Origin of the sequence: Micromonospora echinofusca (assembly GCF_900091445.1) — a bacterium.
Lineage (GTDB): Bacteria > Actinomycetota > Actinomycetes > Mycobacteriales > Micromonosporaceae > Micromonospora > Micromonospora echinofusca.
Genome location: NZ_LT607733.1, coordinates 895,260 through 912,887, shown reverse-complemented (window position 1 = coordinate 912,887; position 17,628 = coordinate 895,260). Strand labels below are relative to the sequence as shown.

General features: G+C 75.1%; 14 protein-coding genes. 6 read left to right on the top strand and 8 right to left on the bottom strand.

Annotated elements, in window-relative coordinates; all coding sequences use genetic code 11:
• Window positions 1–17 precede the first annotated feature (17 nt).
• From GA0070610_RS04245 to GA0070610_RS04230, 4 genes are all read left to right on the top strand, one after another.
• A complete protein-coding gene (locus GA0070610_RS04245; protein WP_088998819.1) occupies window positions 18–884 on the top strand; it encodes a sigma-70 family RNA polymerase sigma factor in 867 nt (288 codons plus the stop codon).
• A gap of 106 nt (window positions 885–990) precedes the next feature.
• Window positions 991–4,119: an Hsp70 family protein gene (locus GA0070610_RS04240; protein ID WP_088998818.1), complete on the top strand. Its 3,129-nt coding sequence runs from the start codon at window positions 991–993 to the stop codon at window positions 4,117–4,119.
• A 115-nt stretch (window positions 4,120–4,234) separates the two neighbouring features.
• Window positions 4,235–5,458 carry a S8 family peptidase gene (locus GA0070610_RS04235; protein WP_088998817.1) on the top strand — a complete coding sequence of 408 codons (1,224 nt, stop codon included), beginning with the start codon at window positions 4,235–4,237 and terminating at the stop codon, window positions 5,456–5,458.
• 134 nt (window positions 5,459–5,592) lie between these two features.
• The gene (locus tag GA0070610_RS04230) at window positions 5,593–6,690 is read left to right on the top strand and encodes an NAD(P)/FAD-dependent oxidoreductase (RefSeq protein ID WP_088998816.1); all 1,098 of its coding nucleotides are present in this window, start codon (window positions 5,593–5,595) and stop codon (window positions 6,688–6,690) included.
• A gap of 103 nt (window positions 6,691–6,793) precedes the next feature.
• On the opposite strand, the gene GA0070610_RS04225 is transcribed toward GA0070610_RS04230, so the two are convergent.
• From GA0070610_RS04225 to GA0070610_RS04200, 6 genes are all read right to left on the bottom strand, one after another.
• Complete coding sequence (locus GA0070610_RS04225; protein WP_231925900.1) at window positions 6,794–7,954, bottom strand: MFS transporter; 1,161 nt, start codon at window positions 7,952–7,954, stop codon at window positions 6,794–6,796.
• 36 nt (window positions 7,955–7,990) lie between these two features.
• The gene (locus tag GA0070610_RS04220) at window positions 7,991–8,848 is read right to left on the bottom strand and encodes a family 3 encapsulin nanocompartment shell protein (RefSeq protein WP_088998814.1); all 858 of its coding nucleotides are present in this window, start codon (window positions 8,846–8,848) and stop codon (window positions 7,991–7,993) included.
• The gene (locus GA0070610_RS04215) at window positions 8,845–9,582 is read right to left on the bottom strand and encodes a sulfotransferase-like domain-containing protein (protein ID WP_088998813.1); all 738 of its coding nucleotides are present in this window, start codon (window positions 9,580–9,582) and stop codon (window positions 8,845–8,847) included. Before GA0070610_RS04215 ends, GA0070610_RS04220 begins: the two co-directional genes overlap by 4 nt.
• Before the next feature lie 40 nt (window positions 9,583–9,622).
• Window positions 9,623–10,606: an aldo/keto reductase gene (locus tag GA0070610_RS04210; protein WP_088998812.1), complete on the bottom strand. Its 984-nt coding sequence runs from the start codon at window positions 10,604–10,606 to the stop codon at window positions 9,623–9,625.
• A gap of 44 nt (window positions 10,607–10,650) precedes the next feature.
• Window positions 10,651–13,779: a non-ribosomal peptide synthetase gene (locus tag GA0070610_RS04205; protein ID WP_088998811.1), complete on the bottom strand. Its 3,129-nt coding sequence runs from the start codon at window positions 13,777–13,779 to the stop codon at window positions 10,651–10,653.
• A gap of 671 nt (window positions 13,780–14,450) precedes the next feature.
• Window positions 14,451–15,248, bottom strand: coding sequence for a S1 family peptidase (locus GA0070610_RS04200; protein ID WP_088998810.1), 798 nt, complete (start codon window positions 15,246–15,248; stop codon window positions 14,451–14,453).
• Window positions 15,249–15,441: 193 nt separating this feature from the next.
• Between GA0070610_RS04200 and GA0070610_RS04195 the strand changes: the two genes are divergently transcribed.
• Window positions 15,442–15,708: a hypothetical protein gene (locus tag GA0070610_RS04195; protein WP_088998809.1), complete on the top strand. Its 267-nt coding sequence runs from the start codon at window positions 15,442–15,444 to the stop codon at window positions 15,706–15,708.
• A 145-nt stretch (window positions 15,709–15,853) separates the two neighbouring features.
• Here the strand turns inward: GA0070610_RS04195 and GA0070610_RS04190 are convergent, their stop codons facing one another.
• Window positions 15,854–16,399, bottom strand: a complete 546-nt coding sequence (locus GA0070610_RS04190) for a hypothetical protein (RefSeq protein ID WP_088998808.1) — start codon at window positions 16,397–16,399, stop codon at window positions 15,854–15,856.
• 320 nt (window positions 16,400–16,719) lie between these two features.
• Here GA0070610_RS04190 and GA0070610_RS04185 point away from each other — a divergent pair, with 320 nt between their 5' ends.
• The gene (locus GA0070610_RS04185) at window positions 16,720–17,040 is read left to right on the top strand and encodes a hypothetical protein (protein WP_088998807.1); all 321 of its coding nucleotides are present in this window, start codon (window positions 16,720–16,722) and stop codon (window positions 17,038–17,040) included.
• A gap of 94 nt (window positions 17,041–17,134) precedes the next feature.
• Here the strand turns inward: GA0070610_RS04185 and GA0070610_RS04180 are convergent, their stop codons facing one another.
• Entirely contained in the window at window positions 17,135–17,602 is a 468-nt protein-coding gene (locus GA0070610_RS04180; protein ID WP_088998806.1) for a ribose-5-phosphate isomerase, read from the bottom strand.
• Window positions 17,603–17,628 lie beyond the last annotated feature (26 nt).

Here is a 17,628-nt window from a genome sequence, read left to right as displayed (position 1 = left end):
ACCGGGATGGCGGTGCCGTGAGCGACACCGACCTGCTCGCCGAGCGCTTCGAGGAGCAGCGCCAACGGCTGCGCTCCGTGGCCCGACGGATGCTCGGCTCCGGGGCGGAGGCCGACGACGCGGTCCAGGACACCTGGCTGCGGCTCAGCCGCGCCGACGTCGACGGCATCGAGAACCTGCCGGGCTGGCTCACCACCACCGTCGGGCGGGTCTGCCTCGACCGGCTGGGCTCCAGCGCCGTGCGGCACGAGCGGCCCACCGACGTGGCCGCCGACGAGTCGACCACGGCCGCGGCCGGCGAGGCCGACCCGGAGCGGGAGGCGATGCTCACGGAGTCGGTCGGGCGCGCGCTGGACGTGGTGCTGCGGACCCTCGGCCCCACCGAGCGGCTGGTGTTCGTGCTGCACGACATGTTCGCGGTCTCCTTCGACGAGCTCGCGCCCGTGGTCGACCGCAGCCCGGCCGCCGTACGGCAGATCGCCAGCCGGGCCCGCCGACGCGTGCAGGGCGGGTCGCCGGCGCCGGAGGCCGACCGGGCGCGGCAGCGAGGGGTCGTCCAGGCGTTCCTCGCCGCGTCCCGCGAGGGGCGTTTCGACGACCTGCTCGCCCTGCTCGACCCGCACGTCGTCCTGCGTTCCGACGCGGCGGCCGTGCGGATGGGCGGGGCCGGCGAGGCTCGCGGCTCGGCCACGGTGGCCGACTTCTTCTCCGGCAAGGCGCAGGGGGCGGTGCCGGCGTTCGTCGACGGCGCGCCGGGAGCGGTGGTGCTCGTCGACGGCCGTACGCGCCTGGTGCTCAGCTTCGTGGTTACCGACCGGATCCTCGGCATCGAGGTGGTCGCCGACCCGGACCAGATCGCCGGCCTGGACCTGATCGTCGGCTGACGGCCCGCGCAGCCTGAGCCGCCCGTCAGGGCGGGATCGGCGCCGGTGCGGCTGCTGCGTACCATGCGGGGCCGGGCATCCCCTCGTCCCGCGGAGGTAACGGCAGATGGCAGGCCAGCACGAGGGGTACGCCCTCGGCGTCGACCTCGGCACGTCCCACACCGTCGCCGTGCTGCGCCGGCCCGACGGGCACACCCGCCCGCTGCTCGTGGACGGGCAGCCGATCATCCCCTCGGGCGTGTACGCCGACGCGGACGGGCTGCTGCACGCCGGCCGGGACGCCCAGCGGCTGGCCCGGACCGACCCGGGCCGGTACGAGCCCAACCCGAAGCGGCGCATCGACGAGCCCACGGTGCTGCTGGGCGATCGCCGTTACCCGCCAGCCGAGCTGCTGGCCGCGACGCTGCACGCGGTGGCCCGGGCGGCCGTCGAGGCGGTCGGGTTCCTGCCTCCGGCGGTGCTCACCTGCCCGGCGACCTGGGACGCGGCCCGGCGCCAGGTGCTGGCCGACGCCCTGGCGGCGGCCGGCTGGCCGTCGGCGGCCGAGCACACGCTCTCCGGTCCCACGCCGCCGGGCACCCGGCTGCTGCGGGAGCCGGTGGCCGCCGCCCGCTACTACACCCAGGTGCTGCGCCGCCCGGTGCCGGTGGGCGGGACGATCGCGGTCTTCGACTTCGGCGCCGGGACGCTGGACGTCGCGGTGCTGCGCAACGAGGGCGCGGACCCGTGGGGCGACTCCGGGTTCACGGTCGTCACGGCGGGCGGCGCCGACGACCTCGGTGGCCTGGACGTGGACGCCGCCCTGCTGGGTCGCCTCGGTGAGCTGGTGGCCGAGGCGCACCCCGACCGGTGGGAGCGGCTGACCCGTCCGGAGTCCGCGACCCAGTGGCGGGAGCGCCACGAACTCTGGGAGAACGTCCGGGGCGCCAAGGAGATGCTGTCGCGGGTGCCGGCCGCGCCGGTGGCCGTACCGGGGGTGGAGGCGGCGGTCACGCTCACCCGGGCCGACCTGGAGCGGGTGGCCGCGCCGCTGCTGGGTCGGGCGGTGGCGGTGACCCGGGAGGTGATCGCGTCGGCCGGCCTCGACGCGCAGCAGCTCTCCGGCCTGTTCCTGGTCGGCGGCGCCACCCGGATGCCGATGGTGGCCCGGCTGCTGCACGCCGAGCTGGCCGTCGCCCCGACCGTGCTGGAGCAGCCGGAGCTGCCCGTGGCCGAGGGGGCGCTGACCGACCTGCCCCTGCCCCGGCGCGCCCGGGCCGCCGACGCCTTCGCCGCACCCGCCGTCGCACCGGCGCAACCGGCCGGAGCACCACGACCGGGTCCCCTCGCGCCGGCGCCACAGGCCGCCGCCCCAGCAGCGCCCGACGTGCCGGACGACGGCGTCGGCGGCCGGGACGGCAGTGCGCCGACCGTGCCCGCCGGCTCGGCCCCCACGCCGACCGCCGTCGCCGGACCGGAGGGCGTCACACCGGTCATGCCCGCCGGGCTGGCGCCGACCGCCCCGACCGTGCCCGCCGCACCGGCACCGGCCACTCCCTTCGCACCGCCGGGCGCGGGTCCGGCCTCGTTCGCGCCGCCGGGCGCAGGCCCCTCGCCGTTCGCACCGCCGGGCGCGGGACCGGCCTCGTTCGCGCCGCCGGGCACAGGCCCGTCGCCGTGGGCGCCGGCTGCGTCGTCGTCCGCGGGCGCGGTGCCGTACGTCCCGTCGGGGACGCCGGCCCCGGGCGCACCGGCCGGAGGCGGGGCGTCCCACGCGACGCCGGGCGGTCCTGCCGGGGCGCCTTCAGGCGTACCCGTCTCCGGGACGCCGGTGTCGCCGTCGCCCGGCGGCGGCCGGAGCGGGCTGGCGCTCCCCCGACGCCGGGCGCTCTGGATCTCGCTCGCCGCCGTCCTCGCGCTGGCCGGCGTGGCGACCGCGGCCCTGCTGTACCTGACCCGGGACCGCTACCCGGCCCTGGAGTTCCGCACCGTCGACCAGCTGACCCGGGTGCCCGCCGGCACGCAGCGCCCGGCGGACATGTTCACCGCCGTCCTCGGCGACCGGGCGTACCTCGGATATCCGCTCGACGACGGGCGGCTGGAGGTGGTGGCGCTCGACGCCGGCACCGGCGCGGTGAAGTGGCGCAGACAGACGGCGGCGACCTCCGAGCGGTGGGAGCGGATCGTCGCGCTGCCCGGCGCGGTCGCGGTCGTCGCCGACGCCATCGGCGACGACACCCCCCGCGACCTGGTGCTGCTCGACGGCGCCTCTGGCGACCAGCGGTGGCGCCGGCCGATCCTGGGCGACGACGACGTCCTCTTCGGCGACGGCGTCGCGGTGCAGGTCGACCGCACCGGCAAGCGGCTCGTCGGGCTGCGTCTGCGCGACGGCGGGGAGATCTGGGCGCAGCCCAGCCCGCGCGACGAGTACGACAACACGCGCACCGCCGTCCACCCGGTGACCACCGACAAGGCGCTGGCCGGCCCGGCCTTCCTCGACGGTTCCCCGCGCGATCCGTGGCGCGGGGACGTCAGCCGGATCGTGCAGGTGGGCGCGGACCGGTCCGTCCGGCTGATCGAGATGGGCAGCGGCCGGGTGGTCTCCACCCGAGCCGGGGTGGCCGACCACGACGACCTGGTGGTGGCGCACGAGGACCGGCTCTACGTGGCGCGCGACGACGCCGGCTACCAGCTGCTGGCGTACGACCTGACGAGCGACGCCCAGCCGAAGGTGCTCTACACCGCGGAGGACGACCGGCGCCGGCCGAAGTCGCTGGTGCCCTGCGGCGAGCACCGGGCGTGCCTCCTGGAGGTGACCGGGGGCGACGGCGAGACCGCCGAGGTCGTGGCGGCGACCGAGGAGAAGTGGACCCGCTGGAAGGCGCCGGAGGCGACCCTGCTGGTGCCGCTCGGTGAGCACCTGCTCGCCCGACGGACCACCCCGGAGGCGGCCGGCACGCTGTTCGGCCCCGACGGTCGCGCCGTGCTCTCCGAGCGCGGCGGGGTGGCGGTCCGACTCGACGCGGGCAACGTGCTCCTCCTCGCCGACCCGCCGAGCTCGATCGAGGACGACCGCAGCGTCGCCGGGATGTCGGTGGGCTCGGGCGAGGTGGCCGAGCTGGGCCAGTTGAAGGACGTACGCAGCGACAGCTGCTCGTGGAACACCAGCGTGATCGTCTGCGGCGCCGGAAGACAGAGCGGGGACGCCGGGGCGCAGTCCCCGTACGGATTCGTGCTCTACCGGTTCGCCGAGTAGCCGTTCCCGACAGCGATTCATAAGGATCTATATAGCCGATAGCCTCCTCTCAACGGCCAGGCAGCTTCGCGTCGGTCACGAGCCGGCGCGGGGTCGACAGGAGGAGGACCGGCAGATGACACTTCCCCGTACCCGGCGATGGCGCGCCCGCGCGGTGGGCGTACTCGCCGCCGCCACGGTCGTCGCCGCGATGGGCACCCCCGCGGCGGCGAACCCGGCCACCGGCGGGATCCTGCACGCCGACGCCGCGAGCGCCGTGACCGACGCATACGTGGTGGTGCTCAGGGACGACGCGCTCGGGCACCCCGACGGTCGGCGGGCCGCCGTCACGGACGCCGCCGGCCGGCTGGCCGACCGCTACGGGGCCACCGTCGGCCGCGTCTACGGGCACGCGCTCAGCGGATTCGTGGCGCACCTGCCCGAGCGGGCGGCCCGACGGCTCGCCGCCGACCCGACCGTGGCGTACGTGGAACGGGACCGCGTGGTGACCCTCGTCGGGCCGGGCGTGCAGCTCAACCCGCCGTCGTGGGGGCTGGACCGGATCGACCAGCGCCGCCTCCCGCTCGACGGCCGGTACGCCTACCCGAACACCGCGCACAACGTGCACGCGTACGTCATCGACACGGGCATCCGGAGCACGCACGGCGACTTCGGCGTCCGGGCCGGCGGCGGGGTCGACCTGGTCGACGGCGGCCCGGCGGACGACTGCAACGGCCACGGCACCCACCTCGCCGGGACCGTCGGCGGCACCCTGCACGGGGTGGCCAAGGAGGTCCGGCTGCGGCCGGTGCGGGTGCTCAACTGCGCGGGCAGCGGCACGTTCTCCCAGGTGATCGCCGGGGTGGACTGGGTCACGGCGAACGCCGTCCGGCCGGCGGTGGCGCTGCTGGCGCTCGGCGGCGGCGCGAGCACGGCGCTGGACGCCGCGGTGAACCGGTCGATCGCGTCCGGGGTGACCTACGTCGTCACGGCCGGCAGCTCGAACGCCAACGCCTGCAACTACTCCCCCGCCCGGATAGCGGCGGCGCTCACCGTGGCCGGAACCACCATCACCGACGCCCGGATGCCGAGCGGCAACTACGGCAGTTGCCTCGACCTGTACGCCCCCGGTGCCAACATCACCTCCACCTGGCACACCGGCGACGCGGCGGCGGTCACCATCAGCGGCGGCTCGATGGCCGCGGCGCACGTCGCCGGCTGCGCCGCGCTCGCCCTCTCGGCCAACCCGACCTGGAGTCCCGCCCAGGTCGCGGCCCACCTGACCGGCCGGGCGACGATCGGGGTGGTGACGGGCGTGGTCAGCGGCACGCCGAACCGCCTGCTCTACTGCGGCCCCTGACCCGCGCGACCCTGCTCCGCGCGGCCCGTCGCACCGGCGGGCCGCGCGGACCACCCGCGGCCACGGGCTGCGGCTGGAAGATCGATTCTTGTCGACCCTTGTCCGCGCAGGGCCCGCCGACTACCGTTCGATCGATGATCGACTATCTGGTCATCGGCGGGGGTATCGCGGGCGCCAGCGCCGGACACCACCTCGCCGCGTACGGGACCGTGGTGCTGCTGGAGATGGAGCAGGTCCCCGGCCAGCACTCCACCGGCCGTTCGGCCGCCGTGTTCTCCGAGTACTACGGCGGGTCGGCGGTGCGCGCGCTGACCCGGGCCAGCCGAGGCTTCCTCACCGCGCCGCCAACGGGATTCGCCGAGCACCCGCTGCTCACCCCGCGCGGCGTGCTCAGCCTCTGCCCACCCGGCAGCGAGGACGCCTTCGAGGAGGCGCTGCGCGACGGGGCCGAGGTGGACCCGCCGGCCCGCGAGATCGACGTCGCCGACCTGCCCCGGCACTGCCCCGTCGTGCGGCCCGAGTGGTGCCGGCGGGCGATGGTGAAGCCGGCCGTACGGGACTTGGACGTCGCCGCGCTGCACCAGGGGTACCTGCGGGGCGTCCGAGCGGCCGGCGGCCGGGTCGTGTGCGGCGCGCGGGTGCGCCGGCTGCGGCGGAGCGGCGGCGGATGGCAGGTCACCACGGATGCCGGCGAGTTCACCGCCCGGGTCGTCGTCAACGCCGCGGGTGCCTGGGCCGACGAGGTCGCGGCGGCGGCCGGCGTACGACCGGTGGGGTTGACGCCCCTGCGGCGCACCGCCTTCCTGGTGGACGCGCCGGCCGGCGTCCCGGCGGGAGACTGGCCGATGGTCAACGACGTCGACGGCAGCTTCTACTTCAAGCCGGAGTCGGGACGCCTGCTGGTCTCCCCGTGCGACACCACCCCGGCGCCGCCCGGTGACGCCCGCCCCGACGACCTCGACGTGGCGATCGGCGCAGACCGGGTGCAGGCGGCGACCACACTGGAGATCCGCCGCGTCCACCAGCCCTGGGCCGGGCTGCGGACCGCCGCCCCGGACGACGTGCCCGTGATCGGCCCGGCGACCGACGCGCCGGGCTTCCTCTGGATGGCGGGGCTCGGCGGCTACGGCGTCCAGACCTCCCCGGCGGCGGGCGCCCTGCTCGCCGCGCTGACGGTCGACGCCCCGCCCCCGGTCGACCCCACCCCCTTCTCCCCCTCCCGCTTCCCCTGACCCCACCCGGCCACCCCGCGTCGATCATGAGGTTGGCGGCAGCCGGGGAGACCGACTTCGCCGCCAACCTCATGATCAGTGGGGCATGGAGGTGGGTGGGAGGTCAGCCGGGGTGTTGGTCACGGGAGCGACGGGGCAGCATCGTCCACGCCGAGAGGGCCGCCGACACCAGCGCCGCCAGCAGCATCACCTGGAAGACCGCCGGGTAGCCGGCCACGCTGGCGACCAGGCCGGCCAGCGGTGCCCCGGCCACCAGGCCGATGTCCCAGAACGAGGTGAACGCGCCGAGCGCCGCCCCCTGGTGGGCCGGGTCCGTGCGGTTGATGACCAACAGGGCCAGCGCCGGGAAGAGCAGCGAGAGCCCAGCGCCGATCACCAGCCCGCCGAGGACCGCGACCAGCAGGTTCGGCGCGACCGCGACGAGGAGCAGCCCCACCGCCTCCACCAGGGCCGACCCCACGGCCACCCGGCCGGCGCCGAGCTTGTCGGGCAGCCCGCCCACGAAGAGCCGGACCCCCACGTAGGTGAAGCCGAACGCGTTGAACGCGGCGATGCCGTTCTCGACGCCCCGCTCGGCCATGTGCAGGGCCACGAACGCGGCCAGCGCGGCGTAGCCGAACCCGGCCAGGGAGAGCGCGACGCCGGGCGCCCACGTACTGCGCGGCAGGAGGCCGGCCCGGCCCGCCGGGCTCGCCTGCTGCGGCCCCGGTCGGGCGGCGACGAGCGCGGCCCCGGCGGCCGCCGCCAGGATCGCGAACAGCCACACCGCCGGATAACCGGAGGTACGCAGCAGCACCGCGCCGAGCAGGGCGCCCAGCGTGATGCCCAGCCACATGTGGATGCCGTACAGGCCGACGACGCGGCCCCGCCGGTCGGCCGGCGCCAGCGCCACCAGCCAGGCCGCGCCGGCGGTGTAGACGGCCGCCTCACCGATCCCGTGCAGGACCCGGACGCCGACCAGCACGCCGACGTTGCCGGCCACCAGGTAGGCCGCCCCGGCGGCGGCACACACCACCGCCCCGCCCAGCATCACCGTCCGGTACCCGTGCCGGTCGCCGATCCGGCCGGCGATGGGCCGGGCGATCACGGCGGAGACCGCAATCGCGGCGATCACCACCCCCACCTCGACCCGGTTGCCGTCCAGTTCGTCGAGCACGTAGAACGGCAGCACGGCCAGGGACGCGCCGACGCCGAGCAGGCACAGGAAGATCGCGGCGAAGAGCGGCACGATGGGCCGGTAGAACGACAGTTTCTCGCCGGTCAACAGTTTTCCGCCGGTCATGGCTTTGCGACGACGCTCCTAGGCCGGTACTACGTGGAAGAAGTGGGTCGGCAGGTGCACGGCCAGCCCCTCGTGGATCTCGGCACAGACGGCCGGTCCATCGATGGACAGGGTACCGGGCGGCGGGGTGCCGACGCGGATCGCGGACCGCCCCGCGTCCAGCAGGCGGGCCGCCATCGCGAAGTCCCCCACCACCGCCTCGCCCGGCGCCACCATCCGCGTACGGCTGATCTGGACGCCGTTGCGGGTCAGGTCCGTCAGGAGGGAGCCCTTGCCGAGCAGGTGGGTGTAGTAGTCCCTCGGGTTGACGATCATCGCGTGCGGGGTGGCCCCGGTCTGCTCGATCTCGTCGCAGGCGGCGAGCAGGCCGCTGAGCCAGTCGTGCCGGTACGGCAGCCGCCCGATCTCCGGATGCCGCAACAGACCGCCCTCGCCGATGGTCAGCGCCTGGTTCTCGGCCGTGGCGAGGCGGACCAGCAGCCGGTAGTCGATGAAGGAGGCCACCGCCTCCGGGTCGTCGGCGAGTTCCTCGGGGATGCGCACCCAGGCGCGGATCGGGTGCACCCCGGCGGAGGCGGTGCCGAACCGGAAGGCGGCCTCCCGGCGCAGGCCCGACTCGTGCACGGCGGCGGCCCCGCCCGCGTCGGGCCGGCCCTCGGACCAGAACCGGACCGGCTCCATGCCGACCGGCCGCTTGCGGAACAGGTTGCGCACGGTCACCCGGGGGCGTTCCTTGGTCGGCTGGAAGGCGTCCGTGATGGTGTAGTCGAAGCGCACCTCGGCGCCGGCGGGATCGTCGGCGTACGCGCGGGCGAACAGCTCACCGGGCGACAGCGTCGACGACGCGGTCACTGGCGGCGCGGCGGTGGTGGTCATGAGTCCTCCCCGATGCAGATGGCGTGCCGGATCAGCCGCTGGTAGAAGGGCTGGTGGTGGTCGTGGTACGACCGCAGGGTGTCGTTGTTGGCGACGGTCACCTCGAAGGACTTCTCGACCGGCGAGAACCCCGAGGTGCGTTCGACGTCGAGGTGCCACTTGCGGGTACGCCGCCACTCGGTGCGCTCCCCCGGCGCCCAGTTCAGCGCCTCCGGCAGGAACGGCAGCCCCACGGCCTCGCACCAGGCCGACACCGTCTCGCCCGGGTGCCGCAGCAGGTCCTCGGCCCGGATCACCACCGGCGGCCGGAGCGCGGTCCGGCTGACCAGGTCGAACAACTCCCACTGGTGCTCGAAGCCGATCTCCGGGCAGGTCACCGTCGGCTTGATCGCGTAGTGCGAGCTGATCGTGCGGGCCGGTTCCCGGACGATGAAGGTGTGCGTGACGTCCGTGATCGCCCCGGGATCGGCGAACAGGTGCTCGTAGCGGTACTCCAGAGTGTCCTTGACGAAGACCGTCCGGTCCCGGCCCAGCTTCCGCAGGTGCGTGCCGACCTCGGTCGCGTCGGTCACGGTGACGGTGCCGCCGTCCACGCCGGGCAGCTCCACGTGCCCCTCGTCGACGAGGGTGACCAGGGGCTCGTGGACGACGGTGACGTCGCCGCGGGCGATCATCATGCGCAGGAACGCGGTGGAGAGCGCCCGGGGGTGCGCCCACATGGCGATCACCGGCATGTCGGCCTCCCGTACCGCGTCGCCCGGTGCTGCGCCGCGCTCACTGCGACCACGACGTGGGCTTGCGGTCCCACCGGTGGCCGCGCAGCGTGTCCAGCACCCCGGCGTCCAGCGGTACGCCGTCGCTGACGGCCAGGTTGGCGCGCACGTGCTCGACGCGGCGCATGCCGGGGATCACCGTGCTCACCGCCGGGTGGTGCAGGATGAACCGCAGCGCCAGCTCCGGCATGGTCATCCCCGCCGGCACGTCGGCGGCCAGCCGCTCGGCGCGCTCCACGCTGGGCAGCAGGTTCTCCGGCCCGAAGTACGTGCTGCGCCAGTCCTCCTCCGGCCAGGTGCTGTCGGCGGTCAGCGTGCCGGTCAGCGTCCCCTCGTCGAACGGGACCCGGGCGATGATCGCGATGTCGTCGCGCTGGGCGCGCGGGAACAGCTCGTCCTCCGGCGCCTGGTCGAAGACGTTGTAGATGACCTGCACGACGTCGATCAGGCCGGTGTCGAGGGCGGCGTGGCAGTTCGTCGGCTCCCAGCGGTTGACGCTGATCCCGACGCCGTCGACCACGCCCTCCCGCTTGAGGTCCGCGACGGCCTCCTGCCAGCGGCCGTCAGCGGCCCACCGGTCCTCCCAGACGTGGAACTGGAGCAGGTCGATCCGGTCCACGCCGAGGTTCTCGAGGCTGCGGTGGGTGAACTCGCGGATGTGCTCGGCCGGGAAGACGTCGTCCAGGGTGTCCTGGGGGCCGGGCGGCCACTCGCGGTTCTTCGGCGGGATCTTGGTGGCCAGGTACAGCCGGCGGTCCGGGTGCCGGCGTACCAGGCCGCCGAGGAGCTGCTCACTGACGCCCCGCCCGTAGACCCAGGCGGTGTCGAAGAAGTTGCAGCCCCGTTCCACCGCCTCGTCCAGGCAGGCCGGTGCGGTGTCGTAGTCCCAGCCGGTGAAGCCGCCGGGTCCACCGCCGATGCCCCACATCCCGTACCCGACCTCGCTGACCTGCCAGCCGAGCCGACCCATCCTGCGGTATCGCATTCCACTCCCTCATCCGTGCCGGTCATCGCGTCGCGCGCGGCCGTTCACCCTGGTCCCGCCGGCAGCAGCAGCCGGTCGGCCTCCCGCCCCTCGTGCTCGCCCAGCCAGGCACGGTAGGCGCCGACGGACGGGCCGAGCCGGTGGTCGGTGAAGCCCCGGCGCCGTTCCAGCTCGGCGCAGCCGTCGCGCCGGAAGAGCCGGGGGTTGTCGGTGAGCAGCGTCGCGAAGACCGCGCGCAGCCGCTCCTCGTCGGCGCCCGCGCCGGGCGGGAAGAGGGCCAGCAGCACGGCGGCGTCGCGGTCGCCCTCGCCCGCCGCCTCGCGCAGCCCCGCCAGGAACCGCCCGCAGCTCACCCGGGGCAGGGCGTCCGCGCCGCCCAGCGGCAGGTCGGTGAAGTCGACGCTCACCGGGTGCAGGACGTGCAGCGTGCCGCCCCACTGGCGCGGGTCGACGACCGTGGCGACGATCCGCCGGGCGGCCCAGTCCACCGGCGTCCAGTCGGAGCGCACGGGCGCGTCGGGCCGCATCCGCAGCCGATGGCAGGCCGCCAGCAGCAGGTGGGTCAGGGCCCGGGGGTTGGGGTGGCCGTCGTCGGCCGCGGGCATCACCTCGCCGAGGCGCAGCACCGTGATGGTCGCGCCCCGCCGCCGGGCGTCGTCGAGGTACCGCTCCGCCACCCACTTCGACCGGCTGTAGCCGCTCGTCGGCGGGACGGCGAGGGCCGGGTCGTACGTCTCGGGCAGCGGCTGCGGATGGCGGGCGGCCTCGCTGTCGAGGACGCCGAGGGTGGAGACGTGGTGCAGCGGCTTCGGCCGGCCCGTCAGGCACAGCCGCAGCAGCTCGGCGGTGCCGAGGACGTTCGCGGCGCGGTGGGCCCGGTAGTCGAACAGGAAGTTGACCAGCGCCCCGGCGTGCAGCACGAGGTCGCAGTCGTGGGCCAGCCGGTCCCACGCCTGCGGCGTCAGGCCGAGGGCCGGGCGGCCGAGGTCGGCCGCGTACCCGTGCAGGCGCAGGTCGTGGCCGGGCCGCCACAGGCCCCGCTCGGCCAGCGCGCGCACGACGCGGGCGGTGGCCTCGGCGTCGTCGGCCGCGCGGGCCAGGCACAACACCCGGACGTCGGTGGTGGCGAGCAGCTCGTGCACCAGGCGCGCGCCGACGAATCCGGTGGCCCCGGTGACCAGGACCGTACGCGGCGCCCGGCGCCGGCCGACGGGGCGTACGGGCAGGTCGGCCGGGATCTTCGCGTCCCGCTCCACCAGCTCGTCCTCGGTCTCGGCGGGGTCGGCCGCACGCAGCCGTACGGCGAGCGCCCGGGCGAGCCGGGCGGCGCTGCGGTGGGTGAACAGGTCCTGCACGCCGACGCGCAGGCTCTGGTCCGCGCCGAGGGCGGTGACCACGTCGAGGGCCTGGAGCGAGTCGCCCCCGGCGTCGAGGAAGTCGGTGTCGGGGTCGAGGTCTGGCCGGCCGAGGACCGTCCGGAACACCCCCAGCACACGCTCGGGCAGCGTCCGCGCCTCGGCGGGCGCGGCCGACGGACGTGTCCGGTCGGCGAACGTATGGTCCAGCCACGCCTCCAGCGCCTGCCGGTCGACCTTGCCGTTGCCGGTCAGCGGCAGCGCGTCGCGCACGACGACGTGCCGGGGCACGTGGGTCCGGGGCAGCAGCCGCCGCAGGTGCGCCCGCACCTGCGGCTCGGTCACCTCGGGGTCGGCGGCGAGGAAGAGGGCCAGCGACCTGCCCCGGTGCTCGCGGGCGAGCAGGACCTTCGCCTGCCGTACGCCGGCCAGCCGGGTGGCGGCGGTCTCGATCTCGCCCGCCTCGATCCGGACGCCGTTGACCTTGAGCTGGTGGTCGCGGCGGCCGGCGAAGTGCAGCCGGCCGTCGGGGGCGACCCGGCCGAGGTCGCCGGTGCGGTAGAGCCGGACACCCGGAATGGCGGGCAGCGGGTTGGGCACGAACACCTCGGCGGTGCGGGCCGAGTCGCCGAGGTACCCCTCGCCCAGGCACACCCCGCCGATGACGATCTCGCCGGTCTCGCCCGGCGGCAGGGGCCGCAGTTCGTCGTCCACGACAGCGGCGTAGCAGTTGTCGATGGGTCGACCGATGGGGATGACGTCGCCGTCGCTGCGGACGACGGTGTGGAAGATCATTCCGATCGACGCCTCGGTCGGACCGTAGCCGTTGGTGACCGCCACGCCCGGCACCAGTTCGACCAGCCGGTGCACCGCCCAGGGGTCGATCTCCTCGCCGCCGACGATCACGTTGCGCAGCGAGGCGACCGCGCGCCGGGCCGCCGGGTCCCGGTCCAGGACCGACACCAGCGCGCCGAGCACGCTCGGCACGAAGTCGGTCATCGTGACGGTCTCGTCGGCGATGGTCCGGACGGTCCGCTCGACGTCGAGGAACCCGCCCTCGACCGGCACCACCGTCCGACCGCCGGTGGTCAGCGGCCAGAACATCTGCCACACCGACGAGTCGAAGGTGTGCCGGCTGTTCTGGAGCACCACCTCGTCACCGGTCGCCGCGAAGTGACGGGTCATGAACCGCAGCCGGTTGGCGATGCCGTCGTGCCGGTTCAGCGCGCACTTCGGGGTGCCGGTGGTGCCGGAGGTGAAGATGCCGTAGATCAGGTCGGCCGGGCCGATCGGCACGCCGGGCCGGCGGCGGGTCGGGGTGATCTCGTCGAGGTCGACGGGCAGGCAGGGGACGTCTCCGGTGTCGGGGCGCGGGCCGGTGCCGCGTACCACCGCGAGCCGGGGCCGGACCACCCGCAGCGAGGCGTGCAGCCGGTCCGCCGGCCAGCCGGGGTCGACGGGTACGAAGGCCGCGCCGAGCTTCATCAACGCCAGGTCGACGACGGGCAGTTCGAGCCCGTCGGCGAGCAGGACGGGCACCACGTCGCCCCGCCGGACGCCCCGCCCGGCCAGGGCGGCGGCGACGCCGTTGGCCAGGTCGTCGAGTTCGCGGTACGTCAGCGAGCGGCCCCGGAACGACACCGCCCGGCGGTGCGGGTGCCGGTCGACGCGCTCTTCCACCATGCCGGACACGGCCAGGAAGGGCCGGTCGTCGTACGGCGTCCCGACGGCGGCCGCCGCAGGGGTGGCGGTGCACCGGCAGGTGGGCCCGTCGGAGACGGGAACCGCCGCCACGGATACGGTGTCGCCCGCCCTCATCACGCCTCCTGTCCCCGTGCCCGCCAGGCCTGTCGTCCCGCCGCGGAAGGGACGAATCCGACCCGACGCACAGCAAGGGTAGTTATCGGCACCGGTCGATGCCCTGGCTGCTGGTCAAGGACATTAGAGGGCTGATCGAAGCGAGGGAATATGCAACTTTCTGCTACATCGATTCCTGTCACTTGGAATTGGCGACCGCGCCAGCGGGCGGCCCGCCGCGCGCCGCCCGTCCGGCGGACCGGCCTCCCACCAGGGAATCCTTCGCCCGCAGGCCGGCGTACGCGGAAGTTCCACGCTGGACCGTCGAGCGTTGGTGGAGGCGGACCGACGGGCGGACGGACCGGCCCCGCCGCGCGGACGAGCAGGCACGATGACGGGCGGTAGCCGGCGACGCGCTGGCCGCCGGACCGACCCCATCCCAGGCGCGGGGCGTGCCGCCCTCGGCGATGCCGTCGTCGCCACTCCCCCTTGTGCGCGAGCGCGACCTGAACGTAATCAGCGCGTGTCCATCTCCCGGCAACAGTGGGAGAACCGGCCCCGCGGGGCCCGGGCGACCAATCGGTCCAGCAGCACGCCCGGCGACCGGGCGGGCGCAGGGGCAAGGGCCAGCCGGAGCACGCGTGCGGGGGCCCGGCCGGACGAGCCGGCCGGGCCCCCAGGGGCGTCGCGGTTCAGCCGCCGAGGCTCGCCGCCGCCGAGGCGATCGCCGGCGCGAAGGTGCTCACCTGGGTGTAGACGCCGGGGTAGGAGGGCCGGGCGCAGCCGTTGCCCCAGCTCACGATGCCGACCTGGATCCAGGCGTTGCTCGCGTCCCGCCGGAACATCGGGCCGCCCGAGTCACCCTGGCAGGTGTCGATGCCGCCGCTGGCGTAGCCGGCGCAGATCTCCTCGCTCGCGATGATCTGGCCGCCGTAGTAGGAGTTGCAGGTCGCGTCACTGACGAACGGCACGGTGGCCTTGCGCAGGTAGCGCTGCTGCGCGCCGCCCTCACGGGTGGCGCCCCAACCGGCGACCGTGAAGGTGCCGTTGTCGTACGCGGTGCTGGTGGCGATCTTCAGCGTCGGGAGCGTGGTGACCGGCGTGGCCAGCCGGATGAGGGCCCAGTCCTTGCCGTTGCCGTTGTAGCCGGGCGCCCGGTAGACGTAGTTCGAGCGCACCTGGATCCGGCTCGACGACTGGAGGTCCACCACGCCGAGGGTGGCGGTGATGCTGGTGTTCGTACCGGTCCTGCCGACGCAGTGCGCGGCGGTCAGCACCAGGCGCGGGCTGTAGAGCGAACCGCCGCAGCCCATGGAGAGCCGCACCATGAACGGGAACTCCCCCTGCGCGGCCAGCGTCCCGCCGACGACGTACGGAGTCACCTCGGGCCCGGGCTTGGCGGAGGCCGGAACGGCCAGGACGAACGAGCCGGCGGTGACCGCCACCAACGCGGCGGCCAACCGGCCGACGAGTGTGCGCCAACGGACCATGGGAGCCTCCCGAACCCTCGCGGCGCGCCGAGGCGGTGCGCCGGAAACCGATGGCGGGAGCCTATGGATAGGCATCGATGAATGGCAATGGCCCGACACATCCCGCGTCGGTCATACCGTCGCCCGACGGGATCCGACCGCCCGACCGGACGCCGCCCGTTTTGCACCGGGACCGCCCGGGTAGGGCCTTGGCATGGACACGAACACGAAGGCAAACCTCGTTGGCGGCCCCCGCGACGGCAGCACCATCGACACGGGCGGCGACGCCCTCCTCGAGGTGGAGATCGACGGCATGATGCACCGCTATGTCCGGACCACCAAGCAGCACGGCGAGGACGGCACGGTCTACAACTACGACGGAATGGTGGCCCCGGACGGCGGGGAGCCCGGCGTCGAGGACCCGGAGGCCCGGGTGGCCTCCCCGAAGGCGGACGCGGAGGGCCACGGCGGAAAGCACTGAGCTGCGGATCAGCCCCGGCCGGGCACGGATGAACCGCGTCCGGCCGGGTAAGCAGCCCTCGACCTGGTGGAACGACCGGAGGTCGCGAGACCCCGCGACCGGACGCGCGGGCGGGCGGCGCAGGCCGGCCCGCCCGGGCGTACGGTCAGTTGTTGCTGATCCAGTTCCAGGCCGACACGACCCACTCGGTCTGCTGGAGGTAGGCGATCCCGAGACCGGCCAGGAAGACCGCCGTCACCAGGTGCGCCCCGCGCGCGCTGCGCCGCACCCGGCCCAACTGCCGCTCCAGCACCACCCGACCGAGCAGGCGGGCCAACGCGAACAGGCCGGCGGCCACCAGCAGGCTCAGCAGGAAGATCAGGAACGGGCCGGCGAGATCGCCGCCGCCCGAGATGGCCCAGATCCCCCAGCAGACGAAGGCGAAGAGTCCGCCGGCGGCACTCCACTCGCCGCCGCGCTTCAACTGCTCGACGTGCCAGCTCAGCGGCCGGCGCGGGGCCGGCGCGTCCGGCCAGCCCGTGCCCGTCGGCTCGTGCTCGACGACGGGGAACGGCTCCGTGCGCGACGTACGGGACTGCCCGACCGAGGCCACCCCCCGCTGGAACGCGTCGCGCTGCGGCGGCACCCCGACACCGGGCTGCGGCGGCACCTCGACGGTCCGCTCGGCCCACGGCTGCGTCTGGTCGACCATCTCGTCCCTCCCCTGGACCGACGGCGACCACCGGCCGCCGTCCGTTCCGAGGGTAGCCAGCCGGCAAACCGGACGCCGAGGCCGCACCGGGGCACGGCACCCGAACCGCGGGCCCCGGTGCACGGACTGGCCGGGCCTACGCCGGGCTCAGGGCCGTGGCGCCGTGACCGAGGTCACCGCCGACCCGCCTGGCCACCCGCCCCCACCGCGCCACCCGGCTCGTCACCCGCCCCACCGCGCCTTCCGGAGCAGGGCCAGCGCTCGACCGACGGCGGACGCGCGAGCCGGCGCGGATCGGGCCGGGGCGGTACGGTCGGCTGATGGGGGACACGGAGCGCCGCCGGCGCCGGCTGCGGCACCCGACCGGTGATACGGGCGGGGCCGGCGGCCCGAACGCGACGACCGCCGGGGTGCACGACGGCCCCGAGCCGCCGCGTGCCCGCCGCAGCGGGCCGGGCGACGAGGGCGACCGCGGCCTGCGGGGGCTCGTCGGCCCCGGCTCCTCCCAGGTGAGCGTGACCGCCGCGATGCGGGCCCGCGACGCCGCCCGCCCCACGGACGAGGACCTGGCCGCGGCCGAGGAACGCGTGGTGATCATCCGCCGCAACTGGACGCCCCGCGAGGACCTCCCCCGCCGCTGACGGCGGACCGTGGCGGGAACCGGCCCTCCCCGGGGCACGAACCAGCCTGGCGGCGCCCGGAGTCATCCGGGCGTCGGGACGACCGGTCGGGCGGTCAGGGCAGCGGGGGGAGCTGGCGGGTGCCCTCGTAGTCGGCCACCTGGGCGATCCGGCGGGCGTGCCGCTCGTTGCCCGAGAACGGGGTGGTCAGGAACGCCTCGACGATGGCGGTCGCCTCGTCCAGCGTGTGCTGACGGGCGCCGACCGCCACGACGTTCGCGTCGTTGTGCTCGCGGGCCAGTTGGGCGGTGTCGATGCTCCAGGCGAGGGCCGCCCGGACGCCGGCCACCTTGTTCGCGGCGATCTGCTCGCCGTTGCCCGAGCCGCCGATGACCACCCCGAGGCTGCCGCCGTCAGCCACCACCCGGTCGCCGGTATGCAGGCAGAAGGCCGGGTAGTCGTCGTCCGGGTCGAAGGCGTGCGGGCCGACGTCGACCACGTCGTAGCCCTCCTTGGTCAGGTGGTTGACCAGGTGCACCTTCAACTCGAAACCGGCGTGGTCGGATCCCAGGTAGACGCGCATACCGCGCAGTCTGTCAGGCCCGCCTC